The 19319-nt window shown below is 70.9% G+C and carries 19 protein-coding genes, 1 pseudogene and 1 riboswitch; of the genes and pseudogenes, 16 read left to right on the forward strand and 4 right to left on the reverse strand.

The window, feature by feature from the left end:
- Positions 1-891: DMT family transporter (locus tag ACIY1X_RS05735; RefSeq protein ID WP_399678796.1), on the forward strand; the 891-nt coding region annotated here is incomplete at its 5' end.
- Positions 892-1073: 182 nt separating this feature from the next.
- Complete coding sequence (locus ACIY1X_RS05740) at positions 1074-1505, forward strand: SWIB/MDM2 domain-containing protein (protein WP_038201150.1); 432 nt, start codon at positions 1074-1076, stop codon at positions 1503-1505.
- 53 nt (positions 1506-1558) lie between these two features.
- Here ACIY1X_RS05740 and ACIY1X_RS05745 read toward each other — a convergent pair whose 3' ends face one another.
- Positions 1559-3250, reverse strand: a complete 1692-nt coding sequence (locus tag ACIY1X_RS05745; protein ID WP_399678799.1) for a thiamine pyrophosphate-binding protein — start codon at positions 3248-3250, stop codon at positions 1559-1561.
- A gap of 85 nt (positions 3251-3335) precedes the next feature.
- On the opposite strand from ACIY1X_RS05745, the gene ACIY1X_RS05750 reads away from it, so the two are divergent.
- The 13 genes from ACIY1X_RS05750 (at position 3336) to ACIY1X_RS05810 (ending at position 16654) form a co-directional block, all read left to right on the forward strand.
- Positions 3336-3983 carry a TetR/AcrR family transcriptional regulator gene (locus tag ACIY1X_RS05750; protein WP_399678801.1) on the forward strand — a complete coding sequence of 216 codons (648 nt, stop codon included), beginning with the start codon at positions 3336-3338 and terminating at the stop codon, positions 3981-3983.
- Between the two features lie 86 nt (positions 3984-4069).
- Positions 4070-5080, forward strand: coding sequence for a Bug family tripartite tricarboxylate transporter substrate binding protein (locus ACIY1X_RS05755; RefSeq protein ID WP_399678804.1), 1011 nt, complete (start codon positions 4070-4072; stop codon positions 5078-5080).
- A gap of 10 nt (positions 5081-5090) precedes the next feature.
- Entirely contained in the window at positions 5091-5645 is a 555-nt protein-coding gene (locus tag ACIY1X_RS05760) for a tripartite tricarboxylate transporter TctB family protein (protein WP_399678807.1), read from the forward strand.
- Between the two features lie 59 nt (positions 5646-5704).
- The gene (locus tag ACIY1X_RS05765; RefSeq protein ID WP_399678810.1) at positions 5705-7246 is read left to right on the forward strand and encodes a tripartite tricarboxylate transporter permease; all 1542 of its coding nucleotides are present in this window, start codon (positions 5705-5707) and stop codon (positions 7244-7246) included.
- Positions 7246-8079 (forward strand): sugar phosphate isomerase/epimerase family protein, encoded by an 834-nt coding sequence (locus ACIY1X_RS05770; RefSeq protein ID WP_399678813.1) that lies wholly within the window; start codon positions 7246-7248, stop codon positions 8077-8079. Before ACIY1X_RS05765 ends, ACIY1X_RS05770 begins: the two co-directional genes overlap by 1 nt.
- A 19-nt stretch (positions 8080-8098) precedes the next feature.
- Positions 8099-9538 (forward strand): enolase C-terminal domain-like protein, encoded by a 1440-nt coding sequence (locus ACIY1X_RS05775; RefSeq protein WP_399678815.1) that lies wholly within the window; start codon positions 8099-8101, stop codon positions 9536-9538.
- A 216-nt stretch (positions 9539-9754) separates the two neighbouring features.
- Positions 9755-10723 (forward strand): tripartite tricarboxylate transporter substrate binding protein, encoded by a 969-nt coding sequence (locus tag ACIY1X_RS05780; RefSeq protein ID WP_399678817.1) that lies wholly within the window; start codon positions 9755-9757, stop codon positions 10721-10723.
- Between the two features lie 39 nt (positions 10724-10762).
- Positions 10763-11938: a Gfo/Idh/MocA family protein gene (locus tag ACIY1X_RS05785; protein WP_038201117.1), complete on the forward strand. Its 1176-nt coding sequence runs from the start codon at positions 10763-10765 to the stop codon at positions 11936-11938.
- A gap of 16 nt (positions 11939-11954) precedes the next feature.
- A complete protein-coding gene (locus tag ACIY1X_RS05790) occupies positions 11955-13139 on the forward strand; it encodes a dihydrodipicolinate synthase family protein (protein ID WP_399678820.1) in 1185 nt (394 codons plus the stop codon).
- 86 nt (positions 13140-13225) lie between these two features.
- Entirely contained in the window at positions 13226-14104 is an 879-nt protein-coding gene (locus tag ACIY1X_RS05795) for a sugar phosphate isomerase/epimerase family protein (protein WP_399678821.1), read from the forward strand.
- A 56-nt stretch (positions 14105-14160) separates the two neighbouring features.
- Entirely contained in the window at positions 14161-15075 is a 915-nt protein-coding gene (locus tag ACIY1X_RS05800) for a DMT family transporter (RefSeq protein WP_399678824.1), read from the forward strand.
- Positions 15076-15135: 60 nt separating this feature from the next.
- Positions 15136-15303, forward strand: a riboswitch (FMN riboswitch).
- Between the two features lie 98 nt (positions 15304-15401).
- Positions 15402-15905 carry a 6,7-dimethyl-8-ribityllumazine synthase gene (locus ACIY1X_RS05805; RefSeq protein ID WP_399678825.1) on the forward strand — a complete coding sequence of 168 codons (504 nt, stop codon included), beginning with the start codon at positions 15402-15404 and terminating at the stop codon, positions 15903-15905.
- Between the two features lie 65 nt (positions 15906-15970).
- Positions 15971-16654, forward strand: a complete 684-nt coding sequence (locus tag ACIY1X_RS05810) for a glutathione S-transferase family protein (protein ID WP_399678827.1) — start codon at positions 15971-15973, stop codon at positions 16652-16654.
- 13 nt (positions 16655-16667) lie between these two features.
- Here ACIY1X_RS05810 and ACIY1X_RS05815 read toward each other — a convergent pair whose 3' ends face one another.
- A complete protein-coding gene (locus ACIY1X_RS05815; protein ID WP_399678828.1) occupies positions 16668-17480 on the reverse strand; it encodes an SAM-dependent methyltransferase in 813 nt (270 codons plus the stop codon).
- Positions 17481-17518: 38 nt separating this feature from the next.
- On the opposite strand from ACIY1X_RS05815, the pseudogene arsC reads away from it, so the two are divergent.
- Positions 17519-17875: pseudogene (gene arsC / locus ACIY1X_RS05820) on the forward strand (arsenate reductase (glutaredoxin)); the annotation flags it as partial.
- Between the two features lie 22 nt (positions 17876-17897).
- Here arsC and ACIY1X_RS05825 read toward each other — a convergent pair.
- On the reverse strand, positions 17898-18626 hold the full coding sequence (locus ACIY1X_RS05825; RefSeq protein WP_399678831.1) for an SDR family oxidoreductase: 729 nt from the start codon (positions 18624-18626) through the stop codon (positions 17898-17900).
- A gap of 214 nt (positions 18627-18840) precedes the next feature.
- Positions 18841-19311, reverse strand: coding sequence for an EVE domain-containing protein (locus ACIY1X_RS05830; RefSeq protein WP_399678834.1), 471 nt, complete (start codon positions 19309-19311; stop codon positions 18841-18843).
- Between the last annotated feature and the right edge of the window lie 8 nt (positions 19312-19319).

Consider the following 19319-nt stretch of genomic DNA (forward strand, 5'->3'; position numbering starts at 1 on the left):
CTGAGCATGTCGCTGGTCGGCGCCTACGTGGCGCTGTCCAAGCCGCTGACCGCCGCGTTCCCCGTCATGCTGCTGGCGTGGCTGCGCTTCGGCATCGCGGCGCTGGCCATGCCGCACTGGCTGCGCCGCCCGCCGGGCGAGCCGCCCATGACGCGCCGCACCCGCGCGCTGGTCTTCCTGGAGTCCTTCCTCGGCAACTTCCTCTTCTCCGTGTGCATGCTGTTCGGCGTGACCATGACCAGCGCCGTGTCGGCCGGGGTCGTCATGGCCTCGATCCCGGCGGTGGTGGCCGTGGGAAGCTGGCTGTTCCTGCGCGAGCGCATCGGCGCGCGCACCGTCGCGGCGATCGCCTGCGCGGCGCTGGGCATCGGGCTGCTGGCGCTCTCGCCCGCCCACGGCGCGGCGCCGGGGAGCACGGGCGCGCCGCCGCGCATGCCCTGGCTGGGCAACCTGCTGATCTTCTGCGCGGTGCTGTGCGAGGCTTCGTACGCGGTGATCGGCAAGTCGCTCACCGGGCGGCTGGGCCCCAAGCGCATCTCCTCGCTCATCAACCTCTGGGGCTTCGTCCTGTCCACGCCCTTCGGCGTGTGGCTGGCGCTGCGCTTCGACTTCGGCGCGGTAGGCGCGGGCCTGTGGCTGCTGCTGCTCGTCTACGCGCTGGCGGCCAGCGTCTGGACGGTGTGGCTGTGGATGACGGGCCTGAAGAGCGTGCCCGCCGCACGGGCCGGCGTGTTCACCGTGATGCTGCCGGTGAGCGCCGCGATGGTGGGCGTGCTGGTGCTCGGCGAGCCCCTGGCGCCCCTGCAGATGGCCGCTTTCGCGCTCGCGCTGGCGGGTGTGCTGCTCGCCACCTGGCCCGCCCGGCGCCCCGCCGCGCAGGCCGTGCATTGAGCGCACGGGCGCCGCCGCGCCCTTCCCCGAGGGAAAACGCACTCGAAAAAAACAACAACTCCCAATGAAAAATCAGCGATCTCCCTTGGAAACGCGTTTTTTCTCCCTTAGCATCCGCAATGCCAGTGGAGACTGCGTTTTCATTGGCAGAACGTTCTGTCCAAACCAAAAGGAAATCAACCATGGCAACTGCAAAGAAGGCACCGGCGAAGAAAGCGCCGGCCAAGAAGGCCGCACCGGCGAAGAAGGCGGCTCCCGCCAAGAAGGCCCCGGCGAAGAAGGCCGCCCCGGCCAAGAAGGCTGCTCCGGCGAAGAAGGCGGCTCCCGCCAAGAAGGCCGCTGCGAAGAAGGCGCCCGCCAAGAAGCGCACCCCCAACGCCGCCTTCATGAAGGCCCTGACCCCCAGCCCCGCGCTGGCCGCCGTGGTGGGCTCGACCCCGCTGCCGCGCACCGCCATCGTCTCCAAGCTGTGGGACTACATCAAGAAGAACGGCCTGCAGGACAAGGCGAACAAGCGCATGATCAACGCCGACGCCAAGCTCAAGGAGATCTTCGGCAAGGCCCAGGTGTCGATGTTCGAACTGGCCTCGCTGATCGGCAAGCACGTCAAGTAAGCCGATCCAGCCCCACGAAAAAGCCGGCGTAAGCCGGCTTTTTCTTTTGCGCTTCAGCTTCTGCCCTGCGCCGCCCGCGTGATGGCGCTGAGCGTGCCGCGCGTGGTGATGACCTCCGGGTCCAGCGGGATCTCGATCAGCGTGCCCGTCTCGCAGGCCAGCGCGCGCAGCAGCGCCGGCTCGAATTGCGCCGTCTCGGTCACCCGCTCGGCGGCATAGCCGTAGGCGCGCGCCAGCGCGCAGAAATCCGGGTTGGCGAGCGCTGTGCCGCTCACGCGCTCGGGGTACTCGCGCTCCTGGTGCATGCGGATGGTGCCGTACATGCCGTTGTTCAGCAGCACGACGATGCTCCTGCCGCCGTGCTGGACGGCGGTGGCCAGTTCCTGCCCGTTCATCAGGAAATCGCCGTCGCCGGCGATGGTGAAGGCCACGCGGCCGGTCGCGATGCTGGCCGCGACGCCGGCCGGCACGCCGTAGCCCATCGCGCCGCTGGTGGGCGCGAGCTGCGTCTTGAAGCCCTTGGCCAGGCCGTGGTGGCGGAAGAAGCGATGGATCCAGCTCGCGAAGTTGCCGGCGCCGTTGGTCAGCACGGCGTCGGCGGGCAGGTGCGCCTGCAGGCTGCGCACGATGGCCGGCATGTCGATGGGGCCGGGCAGCGGCTGCGGCACCAGGTTGGCCTCGTAGCCGGCATGCGCGGCCTCGGCCCAGGCGCGCCAGGGCAGCTCGGGCGGCGGCGCCAGCGTCTCGAGCGCGCAGGCGGCGGCGTTCATGGTCGTGTTGAACGCCAGGTCGGCCTGGTAGACGCGGTTGAGTTCTTCCGCGTCGGCGTGGAAGTGCACCAGCTTCTGCTTCGGCCGCGGCGCCTCCAGCAGCGTGTAGCCGCCGGTGGTCATCTCGCCCAGGCGCGGGCCGACGGCGATCACCAGGTCGGCCTCGCGCACGCGCGCCGCCAGCTTCGGGCTGATGGCGATGCCGACGTCGCCCGCGTACAGCGGGTGGTGGTTGTCGAAGGTGTCCTGGAAGCGGAAGGCGTTGGCCACCGGCAGTTGCCATTGCTCCGCGAAGCGCTGCAGCGCCTGCGCGGCCTGCGGCGTCCAGCCGCCGCCGCCGGCGATCACCAGCGGGCGCTGCGCGGCCAGCAGCATCCCGCGCAGTTCATCCAGGCCGGCCGGGTCTGCCCAGGCCAGGGCCGGCGCCACCCGCGGCAGCGGCACGGCCTGCACGGGGGTGCGCAGCATGTCCTCCGGCAGCACCAGCACCACCGGGCCGGGACGGCCGTTCATGGCGGTGGCGAAGGCGCGCGCCACGTACTCGGGCAGCCGCGCCGCCTCGTCCACCCGCTCCACGCGCTTGGCGAAGCCCTTGGTGCTGGGGCCGAAGAAGCTGGCGTAGTCCACCTCCTGGAAGGCCTCCCGGTCGCGGAAGTCGCTGCCGACGTCGCCGACCAGCAGCACCATCGGCGTCGAGTCCTGGAAGGCGGTGTGCACGCCGATCGAGGCGTTGGTCGCGCCGGGGCCGCGCGTGACGAAGCACACGCCCGGCCGGCCGGTGAGCTTGCCGTGCGCCTCGGCCATGAAGGCGGCCCCGCCCTCCTGCCGGCAGATGACGAAGCGGATGCGGTCGGCGTGGTCGTGGAATCCGTCCAGCGCAGCGAGGTAGCTCTCGCCCGGCACGCCGAACACGTGGCTGACGCCCTGGGCGACGAGGCATTCGACGAGAAGGTGGCCGGCAAGCTGAGGGGTCATGATCGGGAGGGTGTGTGCAGTTGGGCGATTATCGGCAGCCATGATTGCGACGCCCCTCAATTAACCGTACAGTGAATAAAACAGCATGAGCGCCCCTCCCATCGCCACCGAACCCCGTCTGCGCGACGCCGAGCGCTCGCAGGCCGCCATCCTGCTGGCCGCGCGCGAGGAGTTCGCGTCCTTCGGCCTGGCAGGGGCGCGCGTCGACCGCATCGCCGAGCGCGCCGAGGTCAACAAGCGCCTCATCTACTACTACTTCGGCAGCAAGGACGACCTGTTCCTGGCGGTGCTGGAACAGGCCTACGCCGACATCCGCAACGCCGAGAAGCAACTGCACCTGCTGGAGATGGAGCCGGCCGCCGCCGTGCGCCGGCTCACCGAGTTCACGTGGGAGTACTACCTGGCACACCCCGAGTTCATCACGCTGCTGAACAGCGCCAACCTGCACCTGGCGCGGCACCTGGAGAAGTCGCAGCGCGTGCAGGAGATGAACTCGCCGCTGGTCCAGACGCTGGGCGACATCCTCGAGCGCGGCCGCCGCGACGGCCTGTTCCGCGGCGGCATCGACCCGGTGCAGCTCTACATCTCGATCGCCGGCATCGCCTACTTCTACCTGTCCAACAACCACACGCTGTCGGCGATCTTCGGGCGCGACCTGATGTCGCACAAGGCGCGCGCCGAGCGGCTCTCGCACATGTGCGACGTCATCCTAGGGTATGTCCTGAAAGATTGAGGCCGCCGACGCGTTGACCTTTCTTTCTCGAAGACACCACAATTCACTCGTTAGTTAATTGCAACACGAGGGATTTCCACATGACCGTGTCTTCGCTCGCAGGCCTGACCCGCCGGACCGCCCTGTTCACCGCCCTGTCGCTGGCAGCCTCCTGCGCGTTCGCGCAGTGGAAGCCTTCTCGCCCCATCAACCTGATCGTGCCGTGGGCCGCCGGCGGCTCCACCGACCAGGTCACGCGCGTCGCCGCCATCGAGCTGGAGAAGGCGCTGGGCCAGACGATCGTGATCGTCAACCAGCCCGGCGCATCCGGCGCCATCGGCACCAAGAGCGCGCTGGACGCACCGAAGGACGGCTACACCTGGACGGCAGGCGCCGCGCAGGACCTGGGCGCCTACGAGACGCTGGGCTCGCTCAAGACGCGCATGAGCGACTGGCACCTGTTCCTTTCGGTGGCGAACATCCAGGTGATCGGCGTCAACCCCTCCACGCCCTACAAGACGGCCAAGGACCTGATCGACGCCATGAAGGCCAAGCCGGGGCAGATCTCGGTGGCGACCGCCGGCGTCACCTCGGCCGGCCACAACGCGATGGACTTCATCACCAAGGCCACCGGCGTGAAGTACCGCGAGGTGGCCTACGACGGCGGCAACCCCGCCGTGGTGGCCACGGTGGCGGGCGAGACCGAGGTGACGACCCAGTTGGCGGTGGAACAGGCCGACATGCTGCGCGGCAAGCGCCTGCGCGCCCTGGCCACGGTGAGCAGCAAGCCGCTGGAGATCGAGGGCTACGGCACCATCCCGCCGCTGTCGGACAGCGTGCCCGGCTTCACCGCGCCGCCCAACTACTTCGGCATCTTCATCCCCAAGGGCGTGCCGGACGAGGTGGTGCAGACGGTGCAGAAGATCTGGACCGAGAGCATCCCCAAGAGCGAGGCGCTGAAGAAGTACGCCCTGAGCCGCGGCGCGCTGTTCGATCCGCTCTCCGGCGACGCCGCTCAGAAGGCCGTGGCGCCCGCGGTGCAGGCCAACGCCTGGAACCTGTTCGCGGCCGGCAAGGCGAAGGTCTCGCCGGACACGGTCGGCATCCCCAAGCCCTGACGCGCCGGCGATGAGTTCCTCCGACGAGGCTGGCACGCAGCAAGCGCACGGCGAGGAAGCCGCCTCGCCGCGCGCCGACTTCAAGGACGCGATCGGCTGGACCGCGCTCGGCGTGGCCACGCTGATCGGCTCCATCACGATGGACCGGCTGGAAAGCCAGGGCATCAACCCCTACACGGTGCCCGGCCTGCTGCCGGGCCTGCTGGGGATCGCGCTGATCCTGCTGGGCGCCGCCATGGCCGTGCGCAGCTGGCGCCGCGGCGCCCTCCGGCCGAAGGCGCATGCCGCCGATCCGATGCGGGCGCAGCAGCGCCGCCGCGTCGGCCTGACGATCGCCCTGTGCACGGGCTATTCGGTGGTGCTGGTGGGGCACGGCCTGCCGTTCTGGCTCGCCTCGTCCATCTACGTCACCGCGTCCATCCTGCTGTTCCAGCGGCTGAGCCTGGACGAGGCCGAGCGGCGGCTGGGGTTGCGCGCATGGGCCAAGGCCCTGGCCATCGGCGTCGGCGTGTCCCTCGTCATCTCGCTGGTCTTCGAGCAGGTCTTCCTGGTCCGCCTTCCCTGAAACCGCCTCGCGGCGCCGCGGCGGCCTCTCCTCCCTCCCTCTCTCTCAAGAGCTGACTCATGTTGCAGGGCCTCACCGACCTCGGCCAAGCCTATCTGAGCTTTCTCAACCCGATGACGCTGCTCTACGGGCTGGGCGGCGCCTTCGTCGGCATCGTGATGGGCATCCTGCCGGGGCTGTCGGCCACGCTGGCCATCGCGCTGCTGACCACGCTGACCATCAAGCTCAGCCCCAACGACGCCATCCTGGTGCTGATCTGCTCCTACGTGGGCGCGTTGTACGGCGGCTCGCGCACGGCCATCCTGCTGAACATCCCCGGCACCGCGGCCAACGCCGCCTCCTGCGCCGACGGCCACGCGCTGGCGCTGCAGGGCCAGGCCGGGCGCGCCATCGGCATCGCCACCAGCGGTGCCTTCGTCAGCACGCTGATCGGCGTGGTCTGCCTGGCGCTGTTCACGCCGCTGCTGGCCGAGGTGGCGCTCAAGTTCGGCGCCTTCGAGTTCTTCTGGCTGGCGCTGTTCGGCGTGACCATGTCGGGCAGCATCGTGGGCGACGACCCGATCAAGGGCTGGCTCATGGGCCTGCTCGGCCTGCTGCTGGCACAGGTCGGCCAGGAAAGCCTCTACGCCTACGACCGCTTCACCTTCGGCTGGGACGAACTGGCCGGCGGCATCGGCCTGATCCCGGCGCTGGTCGGCGCCTTCGGCCTGGCGGAGGTGCTGACCACGCTGGCCGACCCGATCGAGCGCAAGATCATCGACATGAAGGACTCGGTGCTGCCGCGCTGGCGCGAGGTGATCCAGTACCGCTGGACGGTGCTGCGCTCGGGCATCATCGGCGTGGCGACGGGCCTGCTGCCCGGCGTGGGCGAGGACGCCGGCGCCTGGATGTCCTATGCCGCGGCCAAGGCCGTGAGCAAGGAGAAGGAGCAGTTCGGCAAGGGCTCCATCGACGGGCTGATGGCGGCCGAGACGGGCGACATGTCCTCCATTCCCGGCCACATCATTCCCTCGCTGGCCCTGGGCATCCCCGGCTCGGCACCCTCGGCGGTGCTGATGGCGGCCATGATCATCCACGGCGTGCAGCCCGGGCCGATGCTGATGATCCAGAACCCGCACTTCATCTACCACGTGGTCGCCATGACCACGCTGGCCTCCATCACCATCCTGCTGTTCGGCCTGTTCGGCGTGCGGCCGCTGCTGCACGTGCTGAAGGTGCGCCGCGGCATCCTCATGCCGATCGTCTTCGTGCTGTGCACGGTGGGCGCCTTCGCCACCGCTTCACGCCTGTTCGATGTGTACGTGATGCTGGCGATCGGCATCGGCGCCTTCTTCCTGCGCCGCCGCGGCTACGAGATGGCGCCGCTGGTGCTGGGCCTGGTGCTGGGTCACTTGCTCGACAAGAGCCTGCGCCGCGGGCTGGTGCTGTCCGACGGCAGCATCGCGCCCTTCTTCACCCGACCGATCTGCATCGTGTTCGCCGCGGTGACCGTCTTCACGCTGCTGATGTACCTGCCCTCGTTCAAGGCCGCGGTGAAGTCCTTCGCCGGCGCCATCGGCGGGCGCATCGCCGCGTTGTTCGGCCGCAAGGCGGGCACCTGATGAGGATCGGCCTGTGCAACGAGGTGCTGGCGGCCTTGCCGCTCCCGCGCCAGTGCGAGTACGCGGCGGCGCTGGGCTATGACGGCCTGGAGATCGCGCCCTTCACGCTGGACGACGCGCCCGAGCGCATCACCACGGCGCAGGCGGCGCGCATCCGGGCCACGGTCGAGTCCTTCGGCCTGGTGGTCACCGGGCTGCACTGGCTGCTGGTGCGGCCCGAGGGCCTGTCGCTGACCGATCCCGACGCCGCGCTGCGCGAGCGCACGCTGCAGGTGATGGAGCGCCTGGTGGGGCTGTGCGCCGAACTCGGCGGCGCCGTGCTCGTGCACGGTTCGCCCAGGCAGCGCGCCGTCGCGCCCGGCGAAGACAAGGCCACCGCCCTGGGCCGGCTGCAGGAAGGGCTGGCGCGCGCCGCCCGCGCGGCCGCGGCGCACGGGCTGGTCTACTGCATCGAGCCGCTGTCGCGGCACGAGACCGAGGTGGTCAACACCATCGAGGAGGCGGCCGGCCTGGTGCGCGCGGTGAACGAACCCGCCCTGCGCACCATGCTCGACTGCAGCGCCGCGGGCCTGGCCGAATCGGCACCGGTGCCCGAGCTGATCGACCGCTGGCTGCCCACCGGCCTGATCGGCCACGTGCAGGTCAACGACCCCAACCGCCGCGCCCCCGGCCAGGGCGGGATGCGCTTCGCGCCGATCCTCGCCGCGCTCAAGCGCCATGCCTATGCGGGCGCCATCGGCGTCGAGCCCTTCGACTACGTGCCCGACGGGCCGGGTGCGGCGGCCTTCGCCGCGGGCTACCTGCGCGGGCTGCGCGAGGCGCTCGACTGCTGAAGCAATCCCTCTCGCCGCCATGTCCGTTCCCTTCCGCATCACCGACATCCAGCTCTACGAACGCGGCGTGCGCATGCGCCTGCCCTTCCGCTTCGGCGTGGTCACGCTGACGGCCTGCCCGCAGGCCTTCGCGCGGGTGCGCATCGCCACCGCCGACGGACGCGAGGCCGAGGGCGCCGCCGCCGAACTGCTGGCCCCCAAGTGGTTCGACAAGAACCTGGCCCTGAGCAACGAGGACAACTTCGAGCAGCTGCGCGCCTCGCTGCGCCTGGCGCGCGATGCCTACCTGGGCGGCGCGGCCGAAGCGGCCGAGCGCGACGCCTTCGGCCACTTCGCGGCGCACTACCAGCCGCAGATCGACACCGCCGCGCGGCAGGGCCTGAACCCGCTGATCGCCTGCTTCGGCCCCGCCCTGATCGACAAGGCCCTGCTGGACGCGCTGTGCCGAGCGCAGGGCCTGCCCTTCCACGAGGCGATGCAGCGCAACCTGCCGGGCATCGACGCGCGCCTGACGGGCGACCTCGCCGGCTTCGACATCGACGCCTTCCTGGCGAACCTGGCGCCGTCGCCCGCCGTCGCGCTGCGGCACACGGTCGGCATGCTCGACCCGATCACCGGCGCCGACATCGCGCAGCGGCTGGACGACGGCCTGCCCGAGAGCCTGGAGGACGTGGTGGCGGCCACCGGCTGCCGCCACTTCAAGCTCAAGGTCGCCGGCGACGCCGAGGCCGACATCGCGCGCCTCACGCGCATCGCGCAGGTGCTGGACGACAGCCTGCCCGACTACCAAGTCACGCTGGACGGCAACGAGCAGTTCGCCGATGCCGCGTCGGCCGCAGCCTTCTGGCAGCAGGTGGAACGCACGCCCGCCCTGCGCCGGCTCGCGCAGGCCACGCTCTACATCGAGCAGCCGCTGCCGCGCGCCATCGCGCTGGACAGCGACGTGCACCCGCTGGCCGCGATGCGGCCGGTGCTGATCGACGAGTCCGACGCCACGCTGGACGCCTTCCCGCGCGCGCTGGCCTGCGGCTACACGGGCGTCTCCAGCAAGGCGTGCAAGGGCATCTACCGCTCGGTGCTCAACGCGGCACGCTGCCGGCAGCTCAACGAGCAGGCCCTACGCGAGGGCCGCGAGGCCGTCTACTTCATGTCGGCGGAAGACCTGACCACGCAGGCCGGCCTGGCCGTGCAGCAGGACCTGGCGCTGGTCAGCCTGCTCGGGCTCGCGCACGTGGAGCGCAACGGCCACCACTACGTCGACGGCTTCGGCACCGCGCCGCCCGCCGAGGCGCAGGCCTTCGCCGCCGCCCATGCCGACCTGTACCAGCCGCCCGGCCGGCCGCGCCTGCACATCCAGGGCGGACAGATCGGCCTGCGCAGCCTCCATGCCGCCGTCGGCTTCGCCACGGCCGCCCATCCGCTGTGGGACACGCTGCAGCCGATCGCCGGGCCGCAATAAGTCACCAAATAGTTAATTTCCAGACAGCCCGCACAGCGCGCCTCGGCCGCCTCGCGAACCACCCGGCACGCCGATTCCGCGCCGACCCCTCCATTTATTGGGGGAAACCATCAGACGCCACGGCATGGCAAGTCTTGAAGCCGTCCATGCATCACCCCTAGAATAGCCATCAATTCACCAATTAGTTAATTAACCCAGGCACCCGGAGAGACAACCGTGAAACTCGCCATCTTCCTTCCCGCACTGGCCGCGCTCGCCATCGCCGCCCCTGCCCAGGCGCAGGACGGCTACCCCAACAAGCCCATCCGCGTCGTCGTGCCTTTCGCGGCCGGCAGCACCACCGACATCATTGCGCGCGCCATCGCCGACAAGATGGGCCAGAGCATGGGCCAGACGCTGGTGGTGGACAACCGCGGCGGCGCCAGCGGCACCATCGGCCAGCAGGTCGTGGCCTCGGCCGCGCCCGACGGCTACACGATCATGATTCACTCGTCCTCGCACACGGTGAGTCCGTCCACCTTCGCCAAGCTGCCCTTCGACACGCTGGCCGACTTCGCGCCCGTCACGCCCATCAGCACCACGCCCAACGTGCTGGTCATCTCGCCGGCCAAGGGCGTCAAGTCGGTGCAGGAACTCGTGGCGAAGGCGAAGGCCGAGCCGGGCAAGATGAACTTCGCCTCCGCCGGCCAGGGCAGCGCCACGCACCTGAACGCCGAGAAGTTCAAGATGGCCGCGAAGATCGACGCGACCAACATCCCGTTCAAGGGCTCCGGCGAAGCCGTGAGCGAGGTGCTCGCGGGCCGGGTGGACTACTACTTCTCGCCCATCGCGCCGGTGATCGGCCAGATCCGCGAGGGCCAGTTGCTCGCCCTGGCCGTGGGCTCGCCCCGGCGCGCCGCCGCCCTGCCCGACGTGCCGACCACGGCCGAAGCCGGCGTGCCCGGCTCGGAGTTCAACTTCTGGATCGGCATGATGGCCCCGGCCAAGACGCCGCGCGCCATCGTCAACCGCCTGCACGACGAGGTGGTCAAGGCCCTGGCGACGCCGGAGGTCAAGGAGCGCTTCCTGAAGCTGGGCGCCGACGCCTGGACGCTCAAGCCCGAAGCCTTCGACGCCTACATCCGCGACGAGATCAAGAGCAACGCCGCGCTGGTGAAGGCGGCCGGCCTCTCGCCCGCGCAGTGACGCTCTTCTTCCCCACCCTTCATCCCTGAGGCAAAAGACATGGCAACCCAACGACTCGGCCTGATCATGCACGGCGTCACCGGACGCATGGGCATGAACCAGCACCTGATCCGCTCCATCGTGGCGATCCGCGCCCAGGGCGGCGTGACGCTCTCGAACGGCGACAAGGTGATGCCCGACCCGATCCTGATCGGCCGCAACGCCGAGAAGATCGAGGCGCTGGCCAAGGCGCACGGCATCGCGCGCTGGGGCACCGACCTGGACGCCGCGCTGGCCAACCCCGACGACACCGTCTTCTTCGACGCCGGTACCACGCAGATGCGCCCCACCCTGCTGGCCAAGGCGATCCGCGCCGGCAAGCACGTCTACTGCGAGAAGCCCATCGCCACCAACCTCAACGAGGCGGTGGAGATCGCCCGGCTGGCCGAGGAGGCCGGCAGGACCAGGGGGCTGAAGCACGGCGCCGTGCAGGACAAGCTTTTCCTGCCCGGCCTGCGCAAGCTCGACATGCTGCGCCGCGCCGGCTTCTTCGGCCGCATGCTCTCGGTGCGCCTGGAGTTCGGCTACTGGGTGTTCGAGGGCGACCTGCAGCCCATCCAGCGCCCGAGCTGGAACTACCGCAAGGAAGACGGCGGCGGGATGATCCTGGACATGATGTGCCACTGGCGCTACGTGCTGGACAACCTGTTCGGCGAGGTGAAGTCGGTGAGCTGCCTGGGCGCCACCCACATCCCGAAGCGCTGGGACGAGAACGACCAGCCCTACGAGGCCACCGCCGACGACGCCGCCTACGCCACCTGCGAACTGACCGGCCACAACGGCGAGCCGGTGATCGCGCAGATCAACATGAGCTGGGTCACGCGCGTGCGGCGCGACGACCTGGTGACCTTCCACGTCGACGGCACCGACGGCTCGGCCGTGGCCGGGCTGCAGGAGTGCCGCGCCCAGTCGCGCGTGGCGACGCCGCGGCCGGTGTGGAACCCGGACATCAAGCAGACCATGAACTTCTTCGACCAGTGGCAGGAGATCCCGGACTCGCAGGTCTACGACAACGGCTTCAAGATCCAGTGGGAGCACTTCATCCGCCACGTGGTGGAGGACGCGCCCTACAAGTGGACGCTGCCCGAGGGCGCCAAGGGCGTGCAGCTGGTCGAGGCCGCGCTGCAGAGCTGGGGCGAGCGGCGCTGGATCGACGTGCCGGCGCTGGCCGTCTGACGCCGCGGAGCACGCCATGGCACTGACCCTGCGACTGCCCACGGCCGCCCGCGCGATCGAGACCTACACACTGCGCGGCAGCGTGCCGGTGAAGCCGCCCGCGGGCGTGAAGTTCGACCGCATCGCCTACTCGGCCGCGCACGTCGTGGCCGACCCGCTGGCCGCCGTCGACCCCTGGCTCACGGCCGCGGTGGACTGGGACGCCACCATCGCCTACCGCCGCCACCTGTGGTCGCTGGGCCTGGGCGTGGCCGAGGCGATGGACACCGCACAGCGCGGCATGGGCCTGGACTGGAAGACCTCGCTGGAGCTGATCCGCCGCTCGCTCGACGCCGCGAAGGACGTGCCCGGCGCCTTCGTCGCCAGCGGCTGCGGCACCGACCACCTCGACATCGACGCCGTGAAGAGCGTCGACGACGTGATCCGCGGCTACGAGGAGCAGATGGACGCCATCGAGGCGCTGGGCGGCAAGCTCATCGTGATGGCCAGCCGCGCCCTGGCCCGCGTGGCGACCGGCCCGGCCGACTACGAGCGCGTCTACGGCCGCGTGCTGAGCCAGGCGAAGCAGCCGGTGGTGCTGCACTGGCTGGGCGACATGTTCGACCCGGCGCTGGCCGGCTACTGGGGCACGCAGGACCTGGACGCCGCGATGGACACGGCGCTGGGCATCATCGCCGCGCATGCCGCCAAGGTGGACGGCATCAAGATCTCGCTGCTCGACAAGGACAAGGAGATCGCCATGCGCCGGCGCCTGCCGCCGGGCGTGCGCATGTACACCGGCGACGACTTCAACTACGCCGAGCTGATCGCCGGCGACGGCTTCGGCAGCGAGCCGACGCACGGCAGGAGCGACGCGCTGCTGGGCATCTTCGACGCCATCGCGCCGGCGGCCAGCGCCGCGCTGGGCGAGCTGGCGGCCGGCAACACGGAGCGCTTCCACGCCATCCTCGGCCCCACCGTGCCGCTGTCGCGCCACATCTTCCAGGCGCCCACGCGCTTCTACAAGACGGGCGTGGTCTTCATGGCCTGGCTCAACGGGCACCAGTCGCACTTCACGATGGTGGGCGGCCAGCAGAGCACGCGCTCGCTGCAACACCTGGCCGAACTGTTCCGCCTGGCGGACGCGGCCGACCTGCTGGAGCGGCCCGAACTCGCGGTGCAGCGCATGAAGACGCTGCTGGCCACCTACGGCGTGGAATGACATGAACCCCCACGCTCATCACTTCGTGTATCGCTGCCCCCCGAGGGGGCGCTCAGTGCCCTTCGGGCGGCCGGACGGGCACTGACATGCGCGACTTCTCCGCCGACCACGACTGGCTCTCCGTCAACACCGCCACGCTGCGCCGGCAGCACGGCGCGGAAGTGCCGCTCGCGAAGATCATCGACCAGTGCGCGGCGCAGGGCGTGCGCGCCATCAGCCCCTGGCGCGACCAGGTGGCGGCGGCCGGCCTCGACGCCGTGGCGCGGCAGTTGAAGGCGCACGGCATGGCGCTCTCCGGCTACTGCCGCGGCGGTTTCTTCCCGGCCGCCGACGCGGCCGGCCTGAAAGCGGCATTGGACGACAACCGCCGCGCCATCGACGAGGCGAAGACGCTCGACGCCCCCTGCCTGGTGCTGGTGGTCGGCGCCCTGCCCGGCGCGCTGGAAGGCAGGCCGGCCTACAAGGACATCGCCCGCGCGCGCGGCGAGGTGCGCGACGGCATCGCCGCCTCGCTGGCGTACGCGCGCGAGGTCGGCATGCCGCTGGCCATCGAGCCGCTGCACCCCATGCAGGCGGCCGACCGCGCCTGCATCAACACGCTGGAGCATGCGCTCGACCTGTGCGACGAGCTGGACCCGGCCCGCAGCGGCATGCTGGGCGTGGCGCTGGACGTCTACCACGTCTGGTGGGACCCGAAGCTGCACCAGCAGACCGAACGCGCCGGCCGGGAGCGCCTGCTCGCCTACCACGTCTGCGACTGGCTCGCGCCCACGCGCGACCTGCTCAACGACCGGGGCATGATGGGCGACGGCGTGATCGAACTGAAGAAGATCCGCGGCTGGGTGGAAGACGCCGGCTTCGCCGGCTTCAGCGAGGTCGAGATCTTCTCCGCGCAGGACTGGTGGCAGCGCAGCGGCGAGGAGACGCTGGCGACCTGCATCGAGCGCCACCGCAGCGCGGTGTAGCCCCGCGGCGGCGCGGGCAGCGCCGCCGCGCTACCCTCGCGCGCTTGCTGCTGCCCATGCCGACCTCCTCCCCCACCCCCCGCTCCCCCGCCCGCCGCGCCATCGTGCTGATGGTGGGCGCCTCCGCCTGCTTCGCCACCAACGACGCGCTGGTCAAGTTCGTCAGCCAGTCGCTGCCTTCGGGGCAGGTCATCCTGCTGCGCAGCCTGATCGCGGCGGCGCTGATCCTGCTGGTTGCCCGGCACACGGGCGCCACGCGGCAGCTCGGCCTGGCGCGCGGCCCGCGCGTGCTGTGGCGCAGCGTGGCCGACGCCTTCGGCACCTCGATGTACCTGCTGTCGCTGTTCCACCTTCCGCTGGCCAACGCCACCGCCATCAACCTGGCGGCGCCGGTGTTCATGACGGTGCTGGCCGTGCTGCTGCTGGGCGAGCGCGCCTCGGCCGCGCGCTGGTCGGCGGTGGGCCTGGGCTTCGCCGGCGTGCTGGCCGTGGTGCAGCCCACCGGCGACGGCTTCAACGCCTGGGCGCTGCTGTGCGTGACCGGCACGCTGCTGCACGCGGTGCGCGACCTGCTCACGCGGCGCATCGACCCCGCCGTGCCCTCCCTGGTCATCGCGCTGTCCAGCGCCGTGGCGCTGGGCCTCTTCGGCGGCGCGATGCTGCTGTGGCAGGGCTGGCGGCCGGTGGCGTGGTGGCACCTGGCGCTGCTCGCGGCGGCGGCGTCGCTGCTGACCTCGGCCTACCTGCTGCTCATCGGCAGCCTGCGGCTGGCGGAGATCTCGCTGACCGCGCCCTTCCGCTACAGCTCGCTGCTGTTCGCCGTGCTGCTGGGCTACGGCGTGTGGGGCCACGTGCCCAACGCCTGGGCCTGGGCCGGCATCGCGCTGCTGGTGGGCTCGGGCCTGTACATGGTGTACAGCGAGCGCGGCCGCAGCGCCGCGGCCCAGGCGCTGACGCAGCCGCCCGAGTGACAGCGCGGTTTCCCGCAGCTGTCTAGAATCCCCCGGCGGCCCCGACTCCAGCGGGGCCGCAAGCGTTCTCAGGGCGGGGTGCAATTCCCCACCGGCGGTGATGGCGGCGCCTCGCAAGGGCAGCCGCACGAGCCCGCGAGCGGCCATGCCTCGCAACGAGGTGCGGTGTCAGCAGACCCGGTGCGATCCCGGGGCCGACGGTCACAGTCCGGATGAAAGAGAGCGCGAAATGCGGCGACCCGCCCGCGCTCTCTTGTGCGCGTGTGCGGTGCGGCCGTTCTTTCGTGCGCCCTGATTCAGGCAACCCTTCCTACCAAAGGCAAACCATGAGTCAGCTCAACGACCTTCCCCTCTCCTCCTTCATGACAGGCAGCGACAGGCGCATCGCGCTGGTCGAAGCCCAGTGGCATGCGGAGATCGTCCACCAGGCGCGCGACGCCTTCCTCGAAGAGATGGCGCGCCTGGGCGTGCCGCGCGAGCGCATCGACGTGCTCGACGTGCCCGGCGCCTTCGAGATCCCGCTGCACGCCAAGCGCCTCGCCCTTTCGGGCCGCTACGCCGCGGTGGTGTGCTGCGCGCTGGTGGTCGACGGCGGCATCTACCGCCACGAGTTCGTCGCCAACACCGTCGTCAGCTCGCTGATGGCGCTGCAGCTGGAGACCGGCGTGCCGATGATCTCGGCCGTGCTCACGCCGCACCATTTCCACGAGCACATCGAGCACCGCAAGTACTTCCAGCGGCATTTCGCCGTGAAGGGCACCGAGGCGGCCGAGGCCTGCGTGAAGACCATCGAGGGCTTGGCGCGGGTGGACGCGCTGATCGCGGCCTGAACGCGCCGCGGGCACAGGCGCGGCAGGCCCTTGCCGCCCGCCTGCCCGGCCGCGACACTGGCCCGATGGCACAGGACGCATCCACACCCTACACCCTCTACGGCGCGCCCGGTTCGGGCGCCACCCCCATCCATGCGGCGATGACGCTGATCGGCCTGCCGGTGCGCACGGTGGACATCGCGCCCTGGGAAGGCGAAGCCGAGCGCGAGCGCGCCGGGCAGGTCAACCCGGCACGCCAGGTGCCGGCCCTGGTCACGCCCGAGGGCGAACTGCTCACCGAAAGCGCCGCCATCCTGGTCTGGCTGGGCGACCGGCACCCCGAGGCCGGCCTGGCGCCCCTGCCCGGCGACCCGCTGCGCGGCCAGTACCTGCGCTGGATGAGCTACGTCGCCACGCAGATCTATGCGCTGTTCTGGGTGCGCGACGCGCCCGGCCGCCTGACCGCCGACGCCACCGCGCAGGCGGTGCTGCTGGAGCGCTCGGCCGAGCGCATCGCCGAATGCTGGCGCCTGATGGACGCGGGCATCCGCCCGCTGGGCGCGCCGGAGCGGCCCTGGCTGCTCGGCGAGCGCCCGAGCCTGCTGGACCTGTACGTCGCCGTCGCCTCGCGCTGGACGCCCAAGCGGCGCCGCTTCTATGCCGAGGCGCCCTTCATGGCCGGCGCCGTGCGCCGCGTCGATGCGCTGCCGGCCCTGGCCGCGTTCTGGGCCGAGCGCTTTCCCTTCTCGCCCGGCTGGGAAGACGACTGAACTGCAGCGGCGCTCAGCCCGCCGGGCAGGCCGCGGTTTCGGCCTGCGTGAAGCGGCTGCCCGGCGCCACGCCGGGCGCGCCCTGCGCCACCTCCAGCACGCCTTCGCGCCAGCGCAGACCGGGGCGCGGCGGCCCGCCCACCGGCGGCGGCAGTTGCGCGCCGTGGATGCGCCCCTCCCACCGGTGCGGCACCGGCCCCTCGATCTGCGCGCGGTAGTGCTGGAAGCGCTGTGCGATGCGCAATGCCACCGGCCCGGCGCACCACAGGCCGTCCACCGGCGCCGGCACCCGCCACAGGTGCACGCGGCTGAGCTTCTCCCGGCCCACCGCCTTGTCGGGCACGGGCAGCGTGGCCGTCCGGTCCGGCCGCCAATCGCCCAGGTCCCAGTCGTGCGAGACGATGCGCGTGCCCGGCGCCAGCGCCAGCAGGCGCGGCCGCAGCTGCAGGTTGATCTCCGGCAGCAGGTACATGGTGACCACCGTGGCGCGCGACAGGTCGGTCTGGAACAGGTCCTCGGTGCGGAAGGCGACCCGGTCCGCCACGCCCGCCTGCTGCGCATGCGCACGGCTGCGCTGCACCAGTTCCGGCACGATCTCCACGCCCAGGCCGCTGGCGCCGAAGCGCCGCGCCGCCGTGATGACGATGCGGCCGTCGCCCGAACCCAGGTCGATCAGGTGATCCCGGGGGCCCACGCCCGCCAGCTCCAGCATGCCGAGCGTGACGTGGTCGGGCGTGGTGATGAAGGGCACCTCCTCCACCCACTGCGCGGCCGCGGCCGCCGCAGCGCAGGCGAGCGGAAGGAAGACGGCGAATCGGCGCAGCATGGGCGCGAGTATGGCGCTGCGCTCCCTATCATCGGCGCATGCCCTCATCCGACTACGTCATCTATCACAACCCCGGCTGCAGCACTTCGCGCAACGTGCTCGCCATGCTGCACGAGCGCGGCATCGAGCCGACCGTCGTCGAGTACCTGAAGACCCCGCCGGGCCGCGAGCGCCTGGCCGAGCTGGTCGCCGCCATGGGCGGCTCCGCGCGCGACCTGCTGCGCCGGAAGGCCCCGCCCTACGAGGAACTGGGCCTGGACGACCCCAAGTGGACCGACGCGCAGCTGCTCGACTTCATGGTGGCGCACCCGGTCCTGATGGAACGCCCGGTCGTCGTCACGCCGCTGGGCACGCGGCTGTGCCGGCCGAAGGAGAAGGTGCTGGAGGTGCTGCCGGCGGCGTGAAGGCAGCTTCTGCTCACCACGGCTCCATCCACGGACGCACTTCCGTCTCGTGGGTCCACGCATCGCGCGGCTGCATGTGCAACTGCCAATACAGCTCGGCGATGTGCGCCGGATCGACGATGCCGCCCTGCGCCCGGGTGGCATAGCGCTCGGGGAAGTTGCTGCGGATGAACTCGGTGTCGATGGCGCCGTCGACGATCGGGTGCGCCACGTGGATGCCCTTGGGCCAGAGCTCCCGGGCCATGCTCTGCGCCAGCGCGCGCAGCCCGTGCTTGGCGCCGGCGAAGGCCGCGAAGCCCTCGCGCCCGCGCAGGCTGGCCGTCGCGCCGGTGAAGATGATGGTGCCGCGGCCCCGCGGGAGCATCGCCTTGGCGGCCTCGCGCCCCATCAGGAAGCCGGCGAAGCAGGCCATCTCCCAGACCTTGTAGTACACCCGCGCCGTCGTCTCGGCGATGCCGAAGCGGACGTTGGCGCCGATGTTGAAGACCGCCACCTCGATCGGCGCGATCTCGGCCTCGATCTTCTGCACCAGGGCCACCATCTCCTCTTCCTTGCGCGCATCCGAGCCGAAGCCGTGCGCCTCGCCGCCCGCGGCGCGGATCCGGTCGACCAGGGGCTGGAGCTTGTCGGCGCTGCGCCGTGTCACGCACGCCACGTAGCCCTCACGCGCGAAGCGCTCGGCGATGGCGCCGCCGGTGGCGTCGCCGGCGCCGATGACCAGGATGGCCTTCTTGTCCGTCATGGGAATCTCCTTCGTCCTTTTTAACGTCAGTTATCCATTGCGCTGCGCGCCACCCGCAGCCTACGAAACAGAACGCCCTTCTCCGCTCCGAAGGCCGCGGAGCAGACCATGCAAGGGCACCCGCGGAACTGGCTTGGCCAGGCCGCCGGGTGCGCCCCCTCCCGCCGAAGGCGAGAGAGGGGGAGCGGCGAAGCCGCTTGGGGGGTGTTTCATTTCATGCCGCCAGCAGCCGCTCGATCACCCGCCACTCCTCGGGCGTCACCGGCGTGATCGACAGCCGGTTGCCCCGCTGCAGCAGGCGCATGCCGGCCAGCTCAGGCACCGTGCGCAGTTCGGGCAGGCCGAGCAGGCGCGTCTTGCGCAGGGCCTGCACGTCCACCAGCAGCCAGCGCGGCGCATCGGACCTGGAGGCCGCATCGTGGTAGGGCGAGGCGGGATCGAACTGCGTCGGGTCCGGGCGCACGCCGGAAGCCACCCGCGCGATGCCGGCGATGCCGGGCTCGGGGCAACTCGAGTGGTAGAACAGCACGCCGTCGCCCACGCGCATCGCATCGCGCATGAAGTTGCGCGCCTGGTAGTTGCGCACGCCGGTCCAGGGCACCGTGCGGCCGGGGGCGGCCAGCGCATCGTCGATCGAGCACTCGTCGGGCTCGGACTTCATCAGCCAGTACTGCGTCGCGGTCATGCCGCGGA

The organism is Xenophilus sp. (genome assembly GCF_044462705.1).
Lineage (GTDB): Bacteria > Pseudomonadota > Gammaproteobacteria > Burkholderiales > Burkholderiaceae_C > Xenophilus > Xenophilus azovorans.

Excerpts from the sequence above, each read along its gene's own strand:
- ACIY1X_RS05740 (WP_038201150.1), top strand. The coding sequence starts at position 1,074 with ATGGCAACTGCAAAGAAGGCACCGGCGAAGAAAGCGCCGGCCAAGAAG.
- ACIY1X_RS05745 (WP_399678799.1), bottom strand. The coding sequence starts at position 3,250 with ATGACCCCTCAGCTTGCCGGCCACCTTCTCGTCGAATGCCTCGTCGCC.
- ACIY1X_RS05750 (WP_399678801.1), top strand. The coding sequence starts at position 3,336 with ATGAGCGCCCCTCCCATCGCCACCGAACCCCGTCTGCGCGACGCCGAG.
- ACIY1X_RS05760 (WP_399678807.1), top strand. The coding sequence starts at position 5,091 with ATGAGTTCCTCCGACGAGGCTGGCACGCAGCAAGCGCACGGCGAGGAA.
- ACIY1X_RS05765 (WP_399678810.1), top strand. The coding sequence starts at position 5,705 with ATGTTGCAGGGCCTCACCGACCTCGGCCAAGCCTATCTGAGCTTTCTC.
- ACIY1X_RS05770 (WP_399678813.1), top strand. The coding sequence starts at position 7,246 with ATGAGGATCGGCCTGTGCAACGAGGTGCTGGCGGCCTTGCCGCTCCCG.
- ACIY1X_RS05775 (WP_399678815.1), top strand. The coding sequence starts at position 8,099 with ATGTCCGTTCCCTTCCGCATCACCGACATCCAGCTCTACGAACGCGGC.
- ACIY1X_RS05785 (WP_038201117.1), top strand. The coding sequence starts at position 10,763 with ATGGCAACCCAACGACTCGGCCTGATCATGCACGGCGTCACCGGACGC.
- ACIY1X_RS05790 (WP_399678820.1), top strand. The coding sequence starts at position 11,955 with ATGGCACTGACCCTGCGACTGCCCACGGCCGCCCGCGCGATCGAGACC.
- ACIY1X_RS05795 (WP_399678821.1), top strand. The coding sequence starts at position 13,226 with ATGCGCGACTTCTCCGCCGACCACGACTGGCTCTCCGTCAACACCGCC.
- ACIY1X_RS05800 (WP_399678824.1), top strand. The coding sequence starts at position 14,161 with ATGCCGACCTCCTCCCCCACCCCCCGCTCCCCCGCCCGCCGCGCCATC.
- ACIY1X_RS05805 (WP_399678825.1), top strand. The coding sequence starts at position 15,402 with ATGAGTCAGCTCAACGACCTTCCCCTCTCCTCCTTCATGACAGGCAGC.
- ACIY1X_RS05810 (WP_399678827.1), top strand. The coding sequence starts at position 15,971 with ATGGCACAGGACGCATCCACACCCTACACCCTCTACGGCGCGCCCGGT.
- ACIY1X_RS05815 (WP_399678828.1), bottom strand. The coding sequence starts at position 17,480 with ATGCTGCGCCGATTCGCCGTCTTCCTTCCGCTCGCCTGCGCTGCGGCG.
- ACIY1X_RS05825 (WP_399678831.1), bottom strand. The coding sequence starts at position 18,626 with ATGACGGACAAGAAGGCCATCCTGGTCATCGGCGCCGGCGACGCCACC.
- ACIY1X_RS05830 (WP_399678834.1), bottom strand. The coding sequence starts at position 19,311 with ATGACCGCGACGCAGTACTGGCTGATGAAGTCCGAGCCCGACGAGTGC.